Here is a 19987-nt window from a genome sequence, read left to right as displayed (position 1 = left end):
GTTAAACGATATACGCCCTGCGATGCGCGCGCACTGGATGCTCAATGCGGCGCAAGCAATACGAGATATTGCTGATGAAGGGGCGCTTGAGCTATGTCGCGAAAATGGTAAATCTTTGCAAGATGCTAAAGACGAGTTTTTAGAATCGGCTCGCTATTTTGAATACTACGCAGGTATGGCGGATAAACTCGAAGGTACCTCTATTCCGCTTGGTAAAGACTACATTGATTTTACTCAATATGTGCCTATGGGTGTATCGGTTCAAATAGTGCCTTGGAATTTTCCAGTGTCTATTTGTGCACGCTCTTTAGCCCCGGCGCTTGCTGCAGGTAATGCCGTAGTTATTAAATCCCCTGAAATATCACCTGTAGGCATGGTGTATTTAATTAGGGCACTTGAAAACTGTGGTTTTCCTAAGGGATCAATAAACTTACTTTGCGGAAAAGGCTCAGTTATAGGTAACCATTTAGTTGAACACGCTGAAGTAAATCAAATTGTTTTTACGGGTTCAGTGCCTACAGGGCAGCATATTCTTAAAGCATCTGCTGCGAGAGCAACACCTTCAGTAATGGAATTAGGCGGTAAATCTGCCGCTATTGTTTTACATGATGCTGACTTACAAAACGTTGTAAGCAGTGTACGCAGCGGGATATTTTTTAATGCTGGACAAGTTTGCTCTGCTATGTCGCGTTTATTAGTACATAAAAGCCGTTATACAGAAGTGAAAGACGCAGTGGTAAAAATGGCTGAAAGCTTATTGATTGGCTCTGGCGAAGAGCAAGCTGATTTAACGCCTGTTGTCTCAAAAGCGCAGCAAATCAGTGTTATGGCAATGATCGAGCAAGCTAAAAAAGAAGGCGCAAAAATCATCACCGGTGGCTATATACCTGATATGCCTGGCTACTTTGTAGCACCAACCATAATTGAAGCAACGCCAGAAATGACAATAGCGCAAGAAGAAGTATTTGGCCCTGTACTTGTTGTTATGCCGTTTGATACAGACACTGAAGCTGTTGCTATTGCTAATGGAACCGACTTTGGTTTAGTTGCGGGTGTGTTTGGTGAGGGCTTAAACCATGTATTTAATGTTGCTCAGCAACTTAGAGGTGGCCAAGTGTTTGTTAATGAATGGTTTGCCGGTGGTATTGAAACCCCTTTTGGTGGTGTGGGCTTGTCTGGCTTTGGGCGAGAAAAAGGCCAAGAAGCAATTTATAGCTATGTTCAAACCCGCAATATTGCGATTCGTTTGCATCATTAAAACAATATTTCGGCTTGTTACTCGCATTCACTTCTTATTTTTTTATTCAATAAAGTGAATGCAACAGGTGTTTTAAATAAAGTCAGTAGGATGAGAGATATGAAAAAATGGCTCTGTATTATTTGTGGTCTTATTTACGATGAGGCTCAAGGCTGGCCAGCTGATGGCATTTTACCAGGCACTCGTTGGGAAGATGTACCAGAAGATTGGGTCTGCCCAGATTGTTTAGTAGGTAAAGCTGATTTTGAAATGATGGAGATCACACAAGACGACGTTCAAGTAGCGAGTCATGTGGAGCTAATCGAGCAGGCTCAACCTATTGCAGCACAAGACCTAAAATCAGACATTACTTTAAAACCGATTGTTATTATTGGCAGTGGGCATAGTGGTTATCAAGTAGCGGCAGCACTTCGTAAGCAATCTTCAACGGTCCCTATTACTGTTATTACTGCTGATAACGGCGCGCTTTATAGTAAACCGGCACTATCTAATTCATTTGCATTAGGTAAAAGTTGTGACGATTTACAAAATGAAAGTGCGTTAGAGTGGGAGCAAAGGCTTAATATTCGTGTCTACCCTCATACTCGAGTAGAAAAGATTGATAGGAATAAGCAGACCCTAAATACTAATATTGGCAGCTATGAATATAGCANTAGCCACTGGTGCTTCTGCTATTAAAATCCCGATTGCTGGCGATTGTAGTAATGTATTAAGTATTAATGATTTAACAGACTATCGCTGTTTTAAAAATGAGCTTACAGGAAAAAAACGCATCGCTATTCTAGGTGATGGTTTAATTGGCTGTGAATTTGCCAACGATTTGAGTGCAAGTGGTTATGACGTGAGTGTAATTGGTTTAGGTAAATGGCCAATTGAGCGCTTAATTCCACAAATATTAGGAGAGCGTTTAAAGAAATCATTGACCGATATTGGGGTTTCTTGGTTTTTAGAAGACAGTATTTCTCATATTGACGCTGAGTCTGATGGAAGTTCTCAATTACATTTACAAAGTGGAAAAGTAATTGAAGCTGATTTAGTTATATCGGCCGTTGGCTTAAAACCAAATACAGCATTAGCAGAGCAAGCTGGCCTTGAAGTTGGCCGAGGTATAAAGGTTAACGACTATGGTCAAACAAGTGATGAAACTATTTTTTCATTGGGTGATTGCGCCGAAACAAGTCAAGGCTGGCAGCCATTTATAGCGCCAATTAATCAGCTTGTGCCTTCATTGGTTTCTTGTTTATTAGGCGACTTGACCAAAGCTATTTTTACATGTTCACCAGTGATAGTGAAAACTCCAATCATGCCTTTATCTATTTATCCTGCGGCAGTAGGGGCACTTGGTGAGTGGCAAATAGAGCAGATTGATGATGGTTTAACTGCTCGGTTTTATTCTGTTGATGGTTTATTACTAGGTTTTGCCCTTTTGGGTAAACAAGCTCAGATAAATAGAAGCCACTTACTTGAGCAGCTTAATACAAAACAGCTTACTGTAGCGGAGTAATAAATGATTCATTTACCAAACGATGATGCTACATGTGGTTGGTATCATGCAATAACTAAAACACCAGAAAAACCTAGACTAACAGGTGAACAAACTGCCGATTACGTTGTACTAGGTGGCGGGTTCGCTGGACTTGCAATGGCTAGGCGACTAGCTTTGCATGCGCCTAATGCACGTATTATATTGATTGATGCGCAGCGTATTGGGCAAGGAGCATCGGGTCGAAACTCAGGCTTTGTAATTGATCTACCGCATAAATTTTCATTAGAGCATCCAGATCCTGCGCATAAGCAAAAGCTACTTAAGCTTAATCGCTCAGCGATAGATCAGCTTTCGAGTTTAGTGTCGAAATATAAGATTGATTGCCAATGGTCTGCAGCTGGTAAATATCAAGGTGCAGTCGGTGAGCGTGGTGAAGCTTACTTAGATCATTTTGAACACTTAATGAAAGATTTAGGTGAGCCTTACCAACATATAAATGGAGATGATCTTTCTAAAGTATTGGGTACAAACTATTACAGTCGCGCTATTTATACACCTGGTGGTTATTTAGTTCAGCCTGCGGCTTTAGCATGCGGGTTAGGAGATAACCTTCCTGATAATGTTGAGGTATTAGAAAACTCGCCAATAAATAACTTATCTAAAGAGCATGGGAAGTGGCTACTGCACTCTAAGCATGGTGTAGTTAAAACACCTAAGTTACTACTTGGTACTAGTATATTTACGCGAGAGTTTGGCTTTTTAAAAAATCGATTATTACCTGTCATGACTTTTGCTAGTTGGACCAGGCCTTTAAACGATGATGAAATGAAAGCGTATACCGGGTTGTTAGATTGGGGCTTAACACCCGCAGATCATGCTGGCACAACGATAAGAATGACAGCCGATCGCCGCATATTAATTCGTAATACTTACAAGCATGTTGATAAATACGGTGCTAGTTCCACTGTAAATGAAAATGTGCGTAAACAGATTCAGGATGATCACCGTAAAGTATTTTTAGCACGTTATCCTCAGTTAATTGACGTTCCTTTTACCCATTCGTGGGGAGGTACTTATGCAATTTCTCGTAATTTTACCAACTTTTTTGGCGAATTAGATGATGGCGTATATGCCAGTGCATGTGATAACGGTGTAGGCATTGCGTGGGGGACTGTGTCGGGAACATTATTAGCTGATTTAGTGATGGGCGAACAATCAGAAGCCCTCGACGATATTCAACACGTTACAGGTATGCCCAGCCTTAATCCTCCAGAGCCGTTTTTAGGTATTGGTGTTAAAAGCCGAATTAGCTTAGCTAAATGGTTAAGCCGGAGCGAAATATGAAACAAGTTAAATTAGTAGATAGTAAAAATCTAGATTTTAATATTAGAGGGGAGACCCTTGGTATGGCTTATGTGGCACGAGCTTTAAGCACAGAAATATCACCTCACATTGGAGTGGGTTTTGCTAAGTGGGAAGGGGCGAAAGTTGCTTGGACCGTTTTATACGATGAAGTTATTTTTGTAATTGAAGGATGCTTTGAGCTAACTGCAAATGGAGAAACGCATTTGGTTCATCCGGGTCAAATGTTATGGATACCTGAGAATACAGAATTGGTATACGGCGGGCATGCGTTATTTGGCTATGTGGTACACCCAGGTAATTGGAAAGAAATACATGGAATAGTTTGATTTTTAAATCTACACATAGTTCCTGAGCCCTTAGTGCAACCAAACTAAGGGCTTTTTTAATATATTAGAGGAACTCAATTTTTGTAATTTAGGTAAATTTAAAACCAAATATTAGACTAAAGTCTATAGGTTAGATTTATTCACTTATTAGGTTTGTTTTTATCGTTTGTGGTAATTGAGCTAACACTCTAAAGTTTAGTTGTCGGCAACAAGTACGACTAACAAATACCAATTTTATTAAAACATGATTATTTTAGCGAATTAAATAACTCACTAACGGCGTTAAAAAATTACTTATATAGAACGACTATATTTCATAATTTTTGCCTTGTTATTAAGCTATTTACTTGACGCTAAAAAAGATCACTAGTTTAAACAATTGCCATAACAGGAATATAATCATGAAATTTACACTTTTAAAAACCATCGCTCTTGGCTCATTATTAACTTGCTCAGCTGCTGCAATGGCTAATCAAGGTGATTATAAATTAATGGTTATTGAAGACTCAGTAACAGCAGCCCCAGCATTTGAAAAATCGTTTAATAGCTGTGCTTTAACTGTTGAATCAAAAAACTACGAAGAAGCAGAAGCTATTTGTACACAAGCAATTGCTTTACTTAAGCAAAGCCATGGTCCGCGTTTAAAAGTACGCGAACTTACATCGTTTGCATTAAGTAACCGTGGTGTAGCGCGTATTAAGGCTCAAAAAGACACTGCGGGTATTTCTGATTTATATGAAGCGGTTCAAATTTCTAAAAACTCACTTGTAACGCATAACTTAACTCGCGCTAAAAAAGAGTTATCTTTATAAGAATGCTTGCATAAAGCGCTTATAATTTAGCGAGAGTATAAAAGCCCATATTAGGTAGCACCTAATATGGGCTTTTTTGTATGTTTGCATAACAGTAGTTACTTATAAATACACTCATTTTAATAAAACAGCTTTACTGAATAATAGTGCTCTTAAGAGTGATTTTTAGAGCCTTACGCTACTAATTTATATTGGTAAGTACTTGTTACCTAAAACATAGATCTATAAATATAAAAGTATAGGTAAAAATATTATTTTTTGACGTGACTAAACTATCCAGTAAAACAGGATTATTTTATTTAAGTTGTTGTTTTTAATTGACAATAAAACCTAATGTCTTTGACTTTAATCTGTTTTTATTTAAAATCGAAGTAATATATATTTTATAGCATTGACGACACGTGGATGCTAATCACTGTTTTGTGATAAATAGCTAGATATTATCTTGGTTTTAATTTTTAGTCCCACCTCCATATTACTAAAAATTAAACAAGGAATAGAGTAGTTATTAACTTGTGCAATAAAAATAAAAAGCGCAAATAAAGGGATTTAAAAATGCAATTTAAACTAAAAAAAATAGCTGCCTTGTTATTCGGGGTGGGTATTAGTCTTTCTGTATTTGCCGAAGATATAGAGCTATACGTAAACCATAATGTTGAAACCGACGAAAACCCTCGCGTGCTTATTGTGTTTGATACTTCAGGAAGTATGAAGACTAAGTTGCCTAATGGGGGACCTAGAAAAATCGATGCTGGTATAAGCGCTATGACCCAATTAGTAAATGATAACAGCTCGATTGATTTTGGTTTAATGCGTTTTAATGGCAATGATGGTGGTTATGTTATGGCTGGCCTAGGCTCCTCACATGATAAAATATTGGGTCAAATAAAAAAGCTGCCAGCTAGCGGGAATACACCTATCACTGAGACCTTATGGGAAGCTTACCTATATATGACGGGGCAGACGGTTTGGTATGGGCAAAATACGGACAAACGCGATACTACGATTGAGAGAGAGCAAAGTGGTAGTGATATACCTCGTTATGTTTCTCCTTTTCAACAGGCTGTTGGTGCAGATGAGCGTTGTGATAACTCAATTAGCTTAATATTAATGACTGATGGTGATCCGACACAAGATATTACCCGAAATGATGATATAAGAGCTTTATACAAATCTACTTTTGGCTCAAATCCCACTAAAACAAGTAGTAGTTATTTAGCCGCTTTAGCTCAGATAATACATGGCACAAGAGATGTTGAAGTTGACTTGTACGAGACCACGCCAGAGGTTGCTGATACCGGACGCGTTTTTACTATCGGTTTTGGTAGTGGCATGAGTACAAATGGTAAAAAGTTATTAGAAAAAACCGCTTTATTGGGAGGAGGCGAGTACTTACATGCAGATACATCCACTGAACTTTCTGAAGCGCTTAATAATACAATATCGAAAATACGCGAAGTTAACGATAGTTTTTCATCTCCTACGGTAGCAAGTAATAATGTTGACCAAACACGTAGCCGAGAGTCAATTTACTTTGCGATGTTTTATCCTGAAACAGGCGCACGTTGGAGCGGAAATTTAAAAAAGCTTAAAGTGTCTGGTGCAAATATAGTCGATTCAACTGATAAAATAGCTCTTGATGAAAATGGGTTAATTGATGAGAAAGCGCGAACTTTTTGGCTGCCAACTAATAAGCCTGCAGATGGGAATTTAGTAGCTCAGGGTGGCGTAAATTTACTTTTATCAACTTTAGACCCTGATAGCCGTAAAATCTACATAGATAAAACGGGCAGTATTATTGATTTTACTTTTGATAAAGTACAAACCATTTTAAATTTAGCGACAAGTACAGTTACCGATCTTGCCCCTGATTTGATTCCTAATATCGGGTTAACTTTACAGGAGAGTGATATTAACTGGGCACGAGGGGTTGATGTTGATAATGAAGATGGAGATGACTCATCAGTAGATCAGCGAATCAATATTTTTGGCGACCCTTTGCATTCAAAACCGGTATCTATAGATTACGGCGATGGAAGTATTCATATACTTGTTGGTACCAATGCCGGATTTTTACATATGTTCGAAGACAAAGGCGATACTGTTGAAGAAAAGTGGGCTTTTACACCTGCTGCCTTATTAAGAAACATTCCGGCTTTGCGGAGTAATCTCGCAAATACAAAAGTGTATGGCATGGATGGCCCTATAAGTGTGTTCTTTAATAATAAAAGTTTAAACACTGATGGTTTAAATGATGGCGTTGTTAAAGCAAGTGAGGGCGATGAAGTTTGGGCATTTACAGGCATGCGCCGAGGCGGTAAAAATTACTACGGCCTGGATATAAGTGACCCAAAAAAACCTAAAAAATTATGGAATAAGCCAATTGTTGGTGGCTCTGAAGAATTTAAATATTTAGCACAAACATGGTCTAAGCCCCAAATTGCGTATATTAAAGCGTTTGGTGAGGATTCATTGCTGATATTTGGCGCAGGCTACGATACAAACAAAGATAATGCGATTAGAACAACAGATGAAACCGGGCTAGGTATTTACATTGTTAATGCTAAAACTGGCGAAAAGGTATGGGCGCTCACTCCAGATGAACATGGTTTTACCGGAGAGCACAGTATTGCAGCGGATGTAACTACGCTTGACTCAGATTACGATGGGTATATTGACCGAATTTATGCAACCGATACTGGCGGTAATATTTGGCGTGTAGATATTCCCACCGATGATGAAGATGAGATTACTCACTTTAAACTTGCTGAACTTGGCAGTACATTAGCGTCACAAGACAGACGTTTTTTTTACAAACCATTAGTTGCTAGAACGCTGTTTAGTAAAGTTACTAAAACCAATTATGGTGGTGAAATGATCACCACCCGTTTAGACACCCCGTACGACGCAATTGTGATAGGCAGCGGAAATCGCTCAAACCCACTTGCTACTAATGAGCAAGATCAGCTTTATATGATCCGTGATGAAAACACCTTAACAAAAATATTTACTGAATTCCCAGCCCCAATAGTGCCTGATGATTTAATGAAAATGAATGAAGACCCATTTGGTAACGCACTTGATGACGTTGATAAATTTGTTAATCTTGAAGTTAAGTTAGCCGAATTTAAAGGGTGGCGATACGAATTAGGGACGGGCGAAAAGTCCCTTGCTGCAGCAACAGTCGTTGGTGGGGTTGCTTACTTTACTTCCTTTACGCCTGCATCTTCATCATCAACTCAAAACCAATGTTCGTTAACGGGTGGCGGTGGTTCGCTTTATGCCTTTCATTTGCATTACGGAACGAAGGTTTATGACGATGTGAAATTTGCAACAAGTAATGATGTACCAGATACACCGAAACTATTTTTTGGGGAAGGCCCGTCGTGTGCAGATAATGATGCGGATGGTAAGTGCGATTGGGATGACGCAACGGATGTAACGCAAGTTAGTCAGTTTTATTTAATAGGCCCTGGGGTTAAAGGTTCTGATAAGCCGATAAAAGCTATTGAAATACTTGGACCAAATTTAAATGTTGAAGGTGGAAAAGTTAAGCTAGTAAATGGCGCTCAACCAATTGGTTTTGGCTTTAAAACTCAACAAACGTATATTTATAAACGCGAAGAAAACGATAGTCAGGCACATTAAAAACACGATGTTATAAACATAAGCCACCTTAATTAGGTGGCTTTTTAATTTTAAGAACGAATCAAAAATGCTGATGGTTTGCTTATATAATTGTTTTATAGTTATCGAAGCGCTCTAAACCAAGCCATGTATGATACACATTCGTTTACAAAATACTGCCTATCACTCAAGCCCTTTATTTTAGGTGCCTGTAGTCCATATTAGTCAACAATAGCTGGTCTTAGTTATATTTAATTAACAAATGTAAGAGCTAAATATAACATGCTGTGTCACTATATAGGTACAGGGCATGTTGACTTGTTGCCATCCCCCCATAAAAATTCAATAAATTTCTGTTGTTTAAATTTATACCAAGCTGCATAAATCTTTGAGTAATTAACGAATTAAATTGCACTACAACGTCGTTAAAAATTTTTATTTAGAACACTAGATACAAAAATTTTTGCCTAGTTCTAGCGTAATTTTCTTAACGTTAAATAGACCCCATATATAAGCAGACTGGTATTACTTATTTTGTATTAAAGTAACTTATTTAATTTATAACAATATGATTTTTAATAATAATTAAAGTGCAAAAAAGGAAGTCTTTGTATGTTTTTTAAAAAAAGTCAGTTAGCTATTTCGTTAGCGTTTACGCTAGGCCTTGTTGGATGTGGCGGCGGNGGCGATGATAAAGTGGTCGTTGTAGAGCCAGTTGTAGCCAAGCCTGACCCTATAAAAGTAGACCCCGTAGAAGTTAACACTATCTCTCTTACTGGTAAGGTTATTGATGGCTATGTATCTGGTGCAATAGTATGGCTAGATATTGATGGCGATGGTACTTTTGATGAGCAAACAGAACCTTCTGTAGTCTCTGAAGAATCGGGTAATTATAGTTTTAATTTTACAGAAGAGCAGGCGCTGTGTGTGCCGTATTCAACTATGTATGTTGATGTACCGGTTGGCGCAATTGACGAGGACTTAGGAGAGGTAACACAAGCGTATCAAATGTCATTTCCGCCCTCAATTGAGGCTTTGACTGATGAAGATATTCGAAATATATCCCCTTTAACAACCGTTATTTGGGAGCAGTTAAGCCTTCAATTACAAAAAAGTGGTAACAATAATTTAAGTTGTGATGCACTTAAAGAAAATACTGAGCTACTTGCAAACCTTCAAAGCGAAGTAACAAATGTTATGCAAAACTTGGTTGCGCATTATAATTTGTCGACAGAGCAAATTTACTCAGATTTTATCGCTACTAACGACAGCGACGCTTACGACAGAGCACAAGCAATTGTTAAGGGACTAAAAGCGGCCTATAAATTCAAGCAAGAGCTAGATGCTCAGTATCCTGATGCAGAAGAAGTAAGAGCAGTGATTTACCAGGACACAGCAAAAGATGCAGAGTATGGATTTGAAAATGCATGGTACCGCGATAAAGTTATTTTTGCAGGCGCTGAACTTATTTATGAGCAAGTAAAGCTTCAAAATACAGACGAACTCGACAAAATTGACGTTATTTTGTCTCGATTGGATTCAACAGATACGCCTTGGGGCGAAGAATCGTTAAATGGAAAATTAACAGTTAGAGACGATGTTTACATTAACGCCGATCGTACTTACCGATGCTCTAGCATTGAGAACGTTAGTTTTGAGCAAAGCAATGTGCTTTATGGCGTTGATAATACAAGTCCATCGGTTAACTTCCCAACAGCAGATGAATGCGTTAGTGCTAATTTAGATACACCGTTCGAGCGAGGTTTTAGCATTAGCTATACTGAGTCGGGATCGTTTTACCAAACTGACTTTGCCTTTAGAGAGGAAAATGCCGACTTTCAGACATTATCTAATTGGGTAAATGTTAAAGACAAAGCTGCTGATTTAGATACTCAAGATTTAGTGACCGTACTCGCTGCTATGCCCTATAAGTTTGATGACGAAACATCTATTGATGCTAGCTTTTGGCGTAAATATAAAACCACAGACAACGTACGTATTATTAAAACGATTGAAGGGAAATGGTTTAGAGATACTCGCCAAGAAGATGGAACAATGCTGCATGAGTGCGGTGAAAATGGTGTTGACTGGGTGCAATGCGAATAATGTAAAAAGCACTTTAATAAATATTAGTTTAATGCCAGTCAGTTAATAACTGACTGGCATTTTTTTGTTTAAAAAAGCTTACTTTTATGTGCGGTTATAACTGTATACCTGATGGGCTTTATTTTAATCTGTTTTTTACTCGGGTTTACTGTAAAATTACTGGGTTAACATTTGTTAAGTGATGCTTACAATTGTTATTGCTCATTAAGTATTTAAACTAATTTAAGTAGAGCTTATGATTTTTTATATTATAGGGTTAAGTTTACTTGTTATTATTTTATGCGTTGCGCTTTATGTAATTTACAGCAATGTACATAAAAGTCGGGTAAGAAAATCCAAGGAATACAACGTACTGTTTGATAAAGACACGATAGTGGATGATTTAATCACTCAACTAACAGAAAAAAATCAAACACAAGAAAACCAAGATAAAACAGCTAAAGGTAAAGAAGAAATCCTTGCAACATTTGTTGAGTTACATCGCTCTGGTAGCTTTTGCGCACATTTGAGTGAACAGGAAATTATTTACTTTGTTAAAAAGAAATTAAACATGGAGAGTAATAAAAATGGATAGCGAAAAAGCAGTCCCAGCAGTTAAAAGTGACTCATTTATGAGTCGGTTTGGTCGTCGTAATGTAATTGTTGTTTCATCAATTGTTGTTGTATTAGCCGTAATTGCAACGCTTACATCGCAAGTTGTTTCGTGGAATGAAGCAGATGAGCGCTTAGTACATCAATCGGCTTTTACAGGTAACTTAACCGTAATAAATCAAGCCGGCCCTTATTTAAAAGCGTTTGGTACTACATCGGCTTATAAAAAAGTAATTTCGATTAACTTTACGGGCGATGCCGGTGCAACAGCAAGCGCAATTGTACCGTTAATACCAATTCGATTTTTAGATACTACAACGGGTGGCGCACGAGGTGTTTCTCGTTTTAGATTACCAGGCAATGTACCAGCAGCTGAATCTGGTGCTTTACGTGGTTTACTTAAAATACACGAAGAGTTTGGTTCACAAGAAACATTAATATCTAATTTATTAATGCGTGCAACCACTGAAAATGTAAAAGCGTCGGCGCGTATGATGTCGGTAGAGCAGCATTACTCTGGTGGTAATGGTCAATTAAGCCAAGATTTTGCTGATCAATTAACAAACGGTATTTTTGTTACTGAACAAATTATTAGTACGGGTGAGCGCGATAAATCTGACGATTTAGGTAATTTAAGTAAACAGCAGCGTGTCACTATTAATATTAAGATGGACGATGAAGGTAATACACTGCGTAACGCACCTATTTTAGGCGCTTACGGTATTACAGTAGTTGATGCCAGCATTATTGATATTGACTACGAAAGCAAAGTAAATGCTCGCCTTGAAGCGCAAAAGCAAGCTGCTGCTGATGAAGCGCTTGCGCGTCAAAACCTTAAAAAAGCTGAGCAACAAGCACGTACTGAAGTGGCTTTAGGTGAACAAGCAATTGCTAAGCAACGTGCTGAATCTGAAAAGTTAAAAATAAAAGAGCAAATTGATGCTGAACGAATTAAGGCAAATGCCATTATTTCTGCGCAGCAACGAGTGGCTGTAAAAGCCGAGCTTGCAAAAGAACAAGAAGAGATTTTAAAGCAACAACGCTTAGAAGCATTAGGTATGGACGTTTTAGCTGAGGCTCGTTTAAGAGCTAAGTCTGCTGCACTTGATCCTAAGTATGTATTTGATGAAACGCTAAAAGCAGAAGTTAAAATTCAAACCGCCTTATTTACAAGCTTAGGTAATAGCCGTTTAGTGCCTGAAATTGTAATAGGCGCAGGCCAAGGCGAGCAAAGCAATGGCTCTGAATTTATGCGTTTATTAGCCGCTGACGCTGCATTAAGCCTTAAAAAGCGTTTAGAAAAAGATAAAAAATAAACGATTAGTTAAGTATTGCACAAACAATAAAAACGCTGGCCAATAAGCATTGGTCAGCGTTTTTTATTGTGCGTATTTTGCTATTGTACTGTTTAGGTAAGCTTTGTGGCTTATTAAACATGTATTTAGGTAATAAAAGATAAATAGTGAGCAGTTATGGATTCGAACAGTAATCAGTTTATTTTAGATTTAGGGCAAGAGCATATTACTATTCAGCGTCGATATGAAGCGCTGGGAGCGTTTAACGATTTTTTAATTGCAGTGTGGTTTTTAATTGGCAGTTTTTTCTTTTTAAATGATGCATTAGTGCAAAGTGGCACATGGTTGTTTATAGCGGGCAGTGCTCAATTGCTTATAAAACCTGTTTTGAAGTTGATCAGCTTAGTACATGTTAGTCGGGTATTTCATTCAAATAAAACTCCATAAATAAAACCATAAATACGACTCATGATGAGTTCAGTTATTATGGCTAATAATTTACCAGTATAAGTTATTTAAATATCAAGGATTGAAAAGTGAAAGTACTTAAGTGGATTGCAATTGGAATAGCTACTTTATTAATTATAGGCTTACTAATTCCCGAAAAAATAATGATTCCGGTACAAGGTGCCACAAGTAAAGATTGGAACCATAATACGTTTTGGTACGAGCCTTGGGGTAGGTCGGGTGTGCACAAAGGAATTGATATTTTTGGCACAAAAAATACCCCCGTAGTTGCCTCAACAAGCGGTGTTGTTATATTTGCAGGTGAGTTAACTCGCGGTGGTAAAGTGGTTGCGGTGCTTGGGCCTAAATGGCGCGTGCATTACTTTGCACATTTAAATGACTACTCTGTAAGTACAGGTGATGTAGTAAGCATAAACAGTCAAATTGGATTACTGGGCGATACCGGAAATGCAGCAGGAAAACAGCCTCATGTGCATTATTCTATTTTATCGTTAGTGCCCATGCCGTGGCTTTTTACAACGCAAAACCAAGGGTGGAAAAAGATGTTTTTTTTGAGCCCACATAAAAAACTCACTGCTAAATAATAGTTTTAGCTGTTAAATCAAGGTGTTTAACAGCTAGAATTAGTTAATAAGCAAGCGTGTATTTAAGCTAAAAATTAGCCTGCAACTGGGGTTTTACCCGCGCGAATATTTTTAATGCTTTTAATAAACATATAAATACAGGTAGTGATTAAACAGCCTGCTAAATAAAACACAATACCGTTGGGTGCATCAGATAAATTTGCAGCAAGCATAGGGCCAAATACCGACCCAATACTGTAACTCAAAAGCATTACCTCAGTTGCAGATACTATTTTTGCCATTGGTAATGAGTCGCACGCAAGTGTTATAGCAATCGGGTAAAGTGCAAAGCTGCACGCGCCTAGTATTAAGTAACTTACTATTAATCCTGCTAAAGTGTTTGCTTGTAATATACCCACAGCACCGGCTGCGCCTATTAAACAAAACATACCCATCAATAAGCTTTTTTCAAGGCGAGTAGATAAGTAACTCACAAGCGGCTGCACGACCATGCCGCCTAAAATAATAACTGCCATAAGTGTTCCTGTGTACTGAGCTTGATCAGCTTGTGCTGAAATATACACCGGCATTAAGCCGTAAATAGGGCCCAGTAATAAGCCCGATGCTAAGCATCCGAGCATAGCTGGGTGGCTTAATGTTTTTATTTCTTTTAGTGGTAGTTTTTCAAGGTGCTGTTTTTCGGGCTGACCTTTGGTTATTAATAAAGGGGCTAAAATAGCTAAAAATAATAACGAGGCTACAAATAAATAAGGCGTTGAACCTTCGGTGCCAAGCGGCCCTATAGCAAGCTGACCTACGGCGCTGCCCCCATAAAGTGAGGTCATGTATAAACCCAAACGTTTAGCACGCGACTTTGCTGTGTTGGTCATTAATAACCAAGACTCAACAACGACAAACACACCGGCAACAGCAACACCTGCTACAAATCGTGCTATTAACCAGTTAGCGGTATTTGGTAGTGCAAGTTGTGCAAGCACACTTACTATTAATAAGCTTAAAAATAATATAAAGGCCAAGCGATGACCTATTTTTACCACAATGCGCTCTATTGTGGTGGCGCCAATAAGTAAGCCAAAGTAAAAAATGCTCGCAAGCCAAGGCGCTAGATTTTCATCAAGTTTAAATGCAGGTAACGACAGCGGAATAAGGCTCATTAAAAAGCCTGATGCAATAGCAAAAAATGACAGCCCGATAACGGGTGCTAAAGGGTTGTTAGAGGTGCTTGTGGCGGCTAATTCGGCCATTTGTGTTTATCGACTCTTGAAGGTAAATAACCACTGTTTTAAAGTTTGAGAGGTTACTTTAATAATAAAATTTGCGCGAATTTAGAGCCAAATTAAAAATAAGTAAAGTGATATTTTATTAAACAATATAAATAAACTTTAAAACGATCGTTTTGGTAAATTATCGGATCTATTATGCTTTTTATTGTAGTGTTTTTATGTAGATATTGTTTTATATTTGTGAGCATTTATTAGTGTTAAACCCTATGTAGAATAGGGTTTAACAGGTTTTTAAAGTGATAAAATTAGCACTTATTTGTTTATTGCATTACTAGTGCAAGGTGGTGATATAAACCAATACCAACAATCACATTAAACGGAAAAGTTACACCGAGAGAGCTCAGCATAGCAAGACCAATATCGGCTTTAGGTATTGCCGCTTTTATTGCAGCGGGCGCGGCTATGTAAGANTGGCCACTAAACTGCCCAATATAACTACCGAGCCTAATTCTAAATTTAAAAGTGTGCCTACTGCTGTGCCAATCGTGCCTAGAAATAGCGGGGTGACAATAGCAAATACTGCTAGTTTCCAATGTTTCCAAGGGATAGGACGAAGAGTTTGCGCGGCGACTAAACCCATTTCTAGTAAAAATAATGCCAGTACAACTTTAAAGCTACTTGTTAAAAGGCTCGTTACTTGGCTACCTTGCACCGTGCCGTACATCATACCGATAACCACGCCGCCAACGAGTAAAATCACACTTTTGTTCGTGAGAGTTTCGTGCCAAAGCGCCTTTAACGACAGCTCATTGTTTTGGCTGTTTTCTTTATCAAGCTTTCGGTAAAGCAATAAACCAACAATGATTGCAGGAAGTTCTAGCATCACTAAATACAGGGTGACTTCTGCGCCTACTACCAACTTAGCTGACTCGGCATAGGCGAGTGCAACAGCAAATGTACCTGCACTCACTGAGCCGTAATGTGCGGCAATACTGGCGCTATTAGCAACAGAGAGTTTAATCACGTATTTTAAAATAGGGTAAAGCATGAGGGGTATAAGTGCGCCAAGTAGCATTACCGATCCCATTTCGGGCAGTAGTTGCCAGCTTAAGTTACCGTGCAGCACCATACCGCCTTTTAAGCCGATGGTTAACATAAGTAATAAGCTTAATGTGTCGTAGGTGGCTTTTGGAATGGCCAAGTCCGAGCGTAAAACACCCGCTACTAATCCTAAAATAAAAAACATAACAACAATATCTGGCACTGGCTTTCCTTACTAGGTGGTAAATTAAGTGGCGCTATTGTAGATAAAACTTTGTATAGTAAATAATAAAATAAATACGAGTTAGCTATAGATATTTATCTATAGGTTATTTATTAAGTAACTATTATTAGATAAAGATTATGAGGTTGGTATGGATTTACGACATATATCGTTTAGGTTGCTTGAAGTCTTTATGAGCGTAGTTAAAACGGGTTCAATAAGCGAAACCGCAAGGCGCTTACACCTAACGCAGCCTACGGTATCGCTACAAATAAAACGACTACAAGAAGCAGTAGGCGAGCCATTACTCCTTATACAACAGCAAAAGCTACACGTGACCGATGCGGGGCTTGAGCTATTTAAAACATGCCAACAAGTGTTTGGACATTTTGATGATTACCAAGATTTTTTAACTGAGCTTAATGGTGGATCGCGCGGCCGTTGTAAAATTGCCATGGTTAATACGGCGCAATATATTTTACCAAAACTGCTTGGCCCTTATAGTAATTTACATCCCCATGTTGAGCTACCGCTTGAGATTGGTAACAGGGCAGAGGTGCTTGATAGGTTTGAGCGAGGGGAGGACGATATTTATGTATTTAGCCACCCGCCGTCGCTTGAACACGCACAAGCTGCGCGCTTTTTGCATAATCCACTGGAATTTATAGTGCCGCTAAATCATCCGTTAGCTCACGTAAAAGCCGTTAAATTAACTGATTTAATGCAGTATCGCTTTTTACTACGAGAAAATGGCTCAGCAACACGTATGTTATTTGAAAGCGAGTTGCAAAGCCGAGGCTTAGTGCTGAGCGATAGCGTACAAATGGCGAGTAATGAAGCAATACGTGTCGCGGTTGCATCGGGGATGGGCATTGCGGTTTTATCACGCCATGTACTTGCAACAGACGATACAAGTTTTAAAATTTTAAACGTAACCGATACTCATTTAGCGAGTCATTGGTATTTTGTAATGCGAACAGATAGGCACATATCGCATGCTGCACGTAACTTTTTAAAGTTTGCGCAGCAGCACGTAGAGCAATATTTAGGTACGCAGTGGGTGCGTAATGAGTTACATAACTTAGATTTAAACTAGGTTTAAATTAGGTTTAAAGTTAATTAATGTCGGGTGTTGAGTCTCTTAAAATAAGCTTTGGCTGAAACACGTGCTTTACTGTTATGCCGCTTTTTTTATAAATGTCTTTAAGCACTAAGTTAGCCGCAGCTCGGCCCATTTCGGGAACAGGGTTATCTATTGTAGTCAGTGTTGGGTAGAGATAATTGGTAAAAATTACGTTATCGAACCCAATAATGGCTAAATCTTTTGGCAGGTTAAAACCGTGTTCGCGGGCGTATTTCATAGCACCCGATGCCATTTCGTCATTGGCGCATACAAGCGCGGTTATTTGCGCTTTATTTTGAATAAAATGCCTTAAGCCGTCGCTTCCGCCGGTTTCTTTAAAGTCGCCTATGTAAAATAGCTTTTCGTCAAAGGTTAGGTTGTACTCTGCTAGGGCTTGTTTGTGACCTTTTAAACGATTTGACGCGTCTTCTTTAAACTGCGGGCCTGCTATGTACGCAATGTTTTTATGACCTTTGTTGATCATGGCTTTAGTGGCTAAGTAGCCGCCCATTACGTTGTCGAGGCTAATGCAGTTTTCTTCAATTTCTTTAACGTAGCGGCTCATTAGGTAAATAGGGGTTTTACCTTTACTTAACTCAATTAGGTACTCGTTTGATACCGCTTCTACGTGGGCAATAATAGCGTCGCAATTACGGCCTATTAAAAACTCAAAGCCGCTTTTTTCTTTTTTCTCGTCACTGTGCCCAGGCGTAATAATAACGTGTTTACCCGCAATACGAAGATGCTCTTCAATGGCTGACATCATTTGACCAAAAAACGGACCATCCAACTCAGAAACTAAAATACCGACGCTGTTTGTAGTGCTAGACGCCAAAGAGCGTGCAATAGAACTTGGCTGATAGCCTAGCTCTTTCATTGCTTCTAATACCTTTTTTTTAGTTTTTTTGCTTACGTAGTCGTTGTCGTTAAGTACCCTTGAAACAGTTGATAAAGACACACCTGCCATTTCTGATACTTGATAAATTGTCGCCATTGATGTCCTAGCTTATATGTATTTTTACTCGCACTTTATAAAAAATATAAAGTGCGAAGGGTCATTAAAAGTTAATTTACACATTACTGCGTCTAATTGCTAAGTCTTCTGTTATTTTTTGCGTCATCGCTGAGGTTAGTGGATAAATAAGCATCAATGCGGCGCCTAAAAAAGCAAATGCGGCAGGTATCCAGCTCATAAGTAACTGCATACCAGGTAGGGCTTGCGTAATTGTTAGCTCATCCATACCGTTATAGCCGTAGCCTGCAAGTACCACTAATACTAATGCACCTGCAAAACCACCACCGGTTTTTTGCACAAATGTACCCGCAGAATAAATAAGGCCTGTAGCGCGGCGTTTGTTTTTCCACTCTGAATAATCGGCTGAATCACCAAGCATACTAAAAAATAATGTTGGCATCATCGCGGCAAAAAATTCAGCAGCGCAACCAAAGGTAAATACAGCAACCAGGTTATCGCTAGGCACCCAGTAAAATGCAGTAGTGAGTATGCCGCTTAGCATTAATGATGCAATAAATAGGTTTCGTTTACCCATAATTTCGGCCAGTTTACCTGTGGCAAGTGCGCCAAATATAGATACAACCAACAAAGCGATAAAGTATTGCCCAGCCATGAGTTCATTGGCTACGTGATACTTAAAGTAGTACGCAATTACACCGTATTTTATGCCATTAAACATCATGGTTAAAAAACCAATGCCGAGTAACACCAACCAAGGTTTGTTGGTCAGAAGATCAACCATGTCGCGCTGTGATCCCGTTAAGCTTTGCTTATCTTTACTGAGCAATTTTTTAATAACGAATGTCATTGCAGCCATAACAAGGGCAAAAAATACGCCGCTGTATAAATCGCGGTAATAAAAAAACAGGGTGGTAGCAAGCAAAGGTAGGATTATAAATGGCAGGCTTTTGGTTAAATCAAATAACTCTGATTTTAAATTCCCTTCATTTGAGGCATGCGGTGTTACACGCTCTTTGGTGGTCGCAAACGTTATAATCATTAAAATAATAAGTAAGCTGGCAAATAAGTACATAGTAAGCTGATAGCCTTTGGTGTTGTCGCCGCCACCAAAAAATGCCACTAGCTCAGGTAAAAAACCCATAACCAATAAGCCACCAGTAAACGCACCTGCAAACCTAAAACCAGAGAGCTTTGTGCGCTCTGTATCGTCTGGTGTCATTACGCCCATAAGTGCCGAGTAGGGCACATTACTTACGGTGTAAGCAAGCGTTAAACCTATGTAGGTTACGTAAGCATAAATAAGTTTATTGGTGGTGCTAAAGTCGGGTGTAGTAAAACACAACACCATAAACAAGCCCAAAAACGGTGCCGAATAGAGTATCCACGGGCGAAATTTACCAAAGCGCGACTGCGTTCTATCGGCAATCATACCCATAATAATATCGGTTACGCCATCTGATAGCCTTACCACCAAAAACAACAT

At 38.8% G+C, this 19987-nt stretch carries 16 protein-coding genes and 2 pseudogenes; 14 read left to right on the top strand and 4 right to left on the bottom strand.

Annotated elements, in window-relative coordinates; translation table 11 throughout:
- From L654_RS0106140 to L654_RS0106090, 13 genes and pseudogenes are all read left to right on the top strand, one after another.
- On the top strand, positions 1-1258 hold a 1258-nt coding region (locus tag L654_RS0106140), incomplete at its 5' end, for an aldehyde dehydrogenase family protein (protein ID WP_024607572.1).
- 99 nt (positions 1259-1357) lie between these two features.
- A pseudogene (locus tag L654_RS1000000128165) lies at positions 1358-1519 on the top strand (rubredoxin); the annotation flags it as partial.
- Positions 1508-1936 (top strand): FAD-dependent oxidoreductase, encoded by a 429-nt coding sequence (locus L654_RS1000000128535; protein ID WP_343223525.1) that lies wholly within the window; start codon positions 1508-1510, stop codon positions 1934-1936. The pseudogene L654_RS1000000128165 and the gene L654_RS1000000128535, both read left to right, overlap by 12 nt.
- Positions 1899-2762 carry an FAD-dependent oxidoreductase gene (locus L654_RS1000000128530; protein WP_263640621.1) on the top strand — a complete coding sequence of 288 codons (864 nt, stop codon included), beginning with the start codon at positions 1899-1901 and terminating at the stop codon, positions 2760-2762. Before L654_RS1000000128535 ends, L654_RS1000000128530 begins: the two co-directional genes overlap by 38 nt.
- Positions 2763-2765: 3 nt before the next feature.
- Entirely contained in the window at positions 2766-4088 is a 1323-nt protein-coding gene (locus L654_RS0106130) for an FAD-binding oxidoreductase (protein ID WP_024607571.1), read from the top strand.
- Complete coding sequence (locus tag L654_RS0106125; RefSeq protein WP_024590873.1) at positions 4085-4435, top strand: ethanolamine utilization protein EutQ; 351 nt, start codon at positions 4085-4087, stop codon at positions 4433-4435. The genes L654_RS0106130 and L654_RS0106125 overlap by 4 nt, the downstream gene beginning before the upstream one ends.
- A gap of 401 nt (positions 4436-4836) precedes the next feature.
- Positions 4837-5247 carry a hypothetical protein gene (locus L654_RS0106120; RefSeq protein ID WP_010553497.1) on the top strand — a complete coding sequence of 137 codons (411 nt, stop codon included), beginning with the start codon at positions 4837-4839 and terminating at the stop codon, positions 5245-5247.
- A 555-nt stretch (positions 5248-5802) separates the two neighbouring features.
- Positions 5803-8895 carry a PilC/PilY family type IV pilus protein gene (locus L654_RS0106115; RefSeq protein ID WP_024607570.1) on the top strand — a complete coding sequence of 1031 codons (3093 nt, stop codon included), beginning with the start codon at positions 5803-5805 and terminating at the stop codon, positions 8893-8895.
- 591 nt (positions 8896-9486) lie between these two features.
- Positions 9487-10980 (top strand): hypothetical protein, encoded by a 1494-nt coding sequence (locus tag L654_RS0106110; protein WP_024607569.1) that lies wholly within the window; start codon positions 9487-9489, stop codon positions 10978-10980.
- Positions 10981-11215: 235 nt separating this feature from the next.
- A complete protein-coding gene (locus L654_RS0106105) occupies positions 11216-11554 on the top strand; it encodes a hypothetical protein (RefSeq protein ID WP_008137861.1) in 339 nt (112 codons plus the stop codon).
- A complete protein-coding gene (locus L654_RS0106100; protein WP_010553499.1) occupies positions 11547-12887 on the top strand; it encodes an SPFH domain-containing protein in 1341 nt (446 codons plus the stop codon). Before L654_RS0106105 ends, L654_RS0106100 begins: the two co-directional genes overlap by 8 nt.
- 156 nt (positions 12888-13043) lie before the next feature.
- On the top strand, positions 13044-13313 hold the full coding sequence (locus tag L654_RS0106095) for a YrhK family protein (RefSeq protein ID WP_007583304.1): 270 nt from the start codon (positions 13044-13046) through the stop codon (positions 13311-13313).
- Positions 13314-13402: 89 nt separating this feature from the next.
- Positions 13403-13918, top strand: a complete 516-nt coding sequence (locus tag L654_RS0106090) for a M23 family metallopeptidase (protein ID WP_024590877.1) — start codon at positions 13403-13405, stop codon at positions 13916-13918.
- A 74-nt stretch (positions 13919-13992) separates the two neighbouring features.
- On the opposite strand, the gene L654_RS0106085 is transcribed toward L654_RS0106090, so the two are convergent.
- Together L654_RS0106085 and L654_RS01000000125600 are read right to left on the bottom strand one after the other, a co-directional pair.
- Positions 13993-15162 carry an MFS transporter gene (locus L654_RS0106085; protein WP_024607568.1) on the bottom strand — a complete coding sequence of 390 codons (1170 nt, stop codon included), beginning with the start codon at positions 15160-15162 and terminating at the stop codon, positions 13993-13995.
- 299 nt (positions 15163-15461) lie between these two features.
- Positions 15462-16405: pseudogene (locus L654_RS01000000125600) on the bottom strand (sodium-dependent bicarbonate transport family permease).
- A gap of 151 nt (positions 16406-16556) precedes the next feature.
- On the opposite strand from L654_RS01000000125600, the gene L654_RS0106075 reads away from it, so the two are divergent.
- The gene (locus tag L654_RS0106075) at positions 16557-17501 is read left to right on the top strand and encodes a LysR family transcriptional regulator (RefSeq protein WP_024607567.1); all 945 of its coding nucleotides are present in this window, start codon (positions 16557-16559) and stop codon (positions 17499-17501) included.
- Positions 17502-17520: 19 nt separating this feature from the next.
- Here L654_RS0106075 and L654_RS0106070 read toward each other — a convergent pair whose 3' ends face one another.
- Positions 17521-18522 (bottom strand): LacI family DNA-binding transcriptional regulator, encoded by a 1002-nt coding sequence (locus L654_RS0106070; protein WP_010553502.1) that lies wholly within the window; start codon positions 18520-18522, stop codon positions 17521-17523.
- Positions 18523-18598: 76 nt separating this feature from the next.
- On the bottom strand, positions 18599-19987 hold a 1389-nt coding region (locus L654_RS0106065), incomplete at its 5' end, for an MFS transporter (RefSeq protein ID WP_024607566.1).

The organism is Pseudoalteromonas sp. TAB23 (assembly GCF_000498075.1).
Classification (GTDB): domain Bacteria; phylum Pseudomonadota; class Gammaproteobacteria; order Enterobacterales; family Alteromonadaceae; genus Pseudoalteromonas; species Pseudoalteromonas arctica.
Note: the sequence above shows the minus strand (reverse complement) of the source record. Positions and strands in the feature narration are given on the sequence as shown.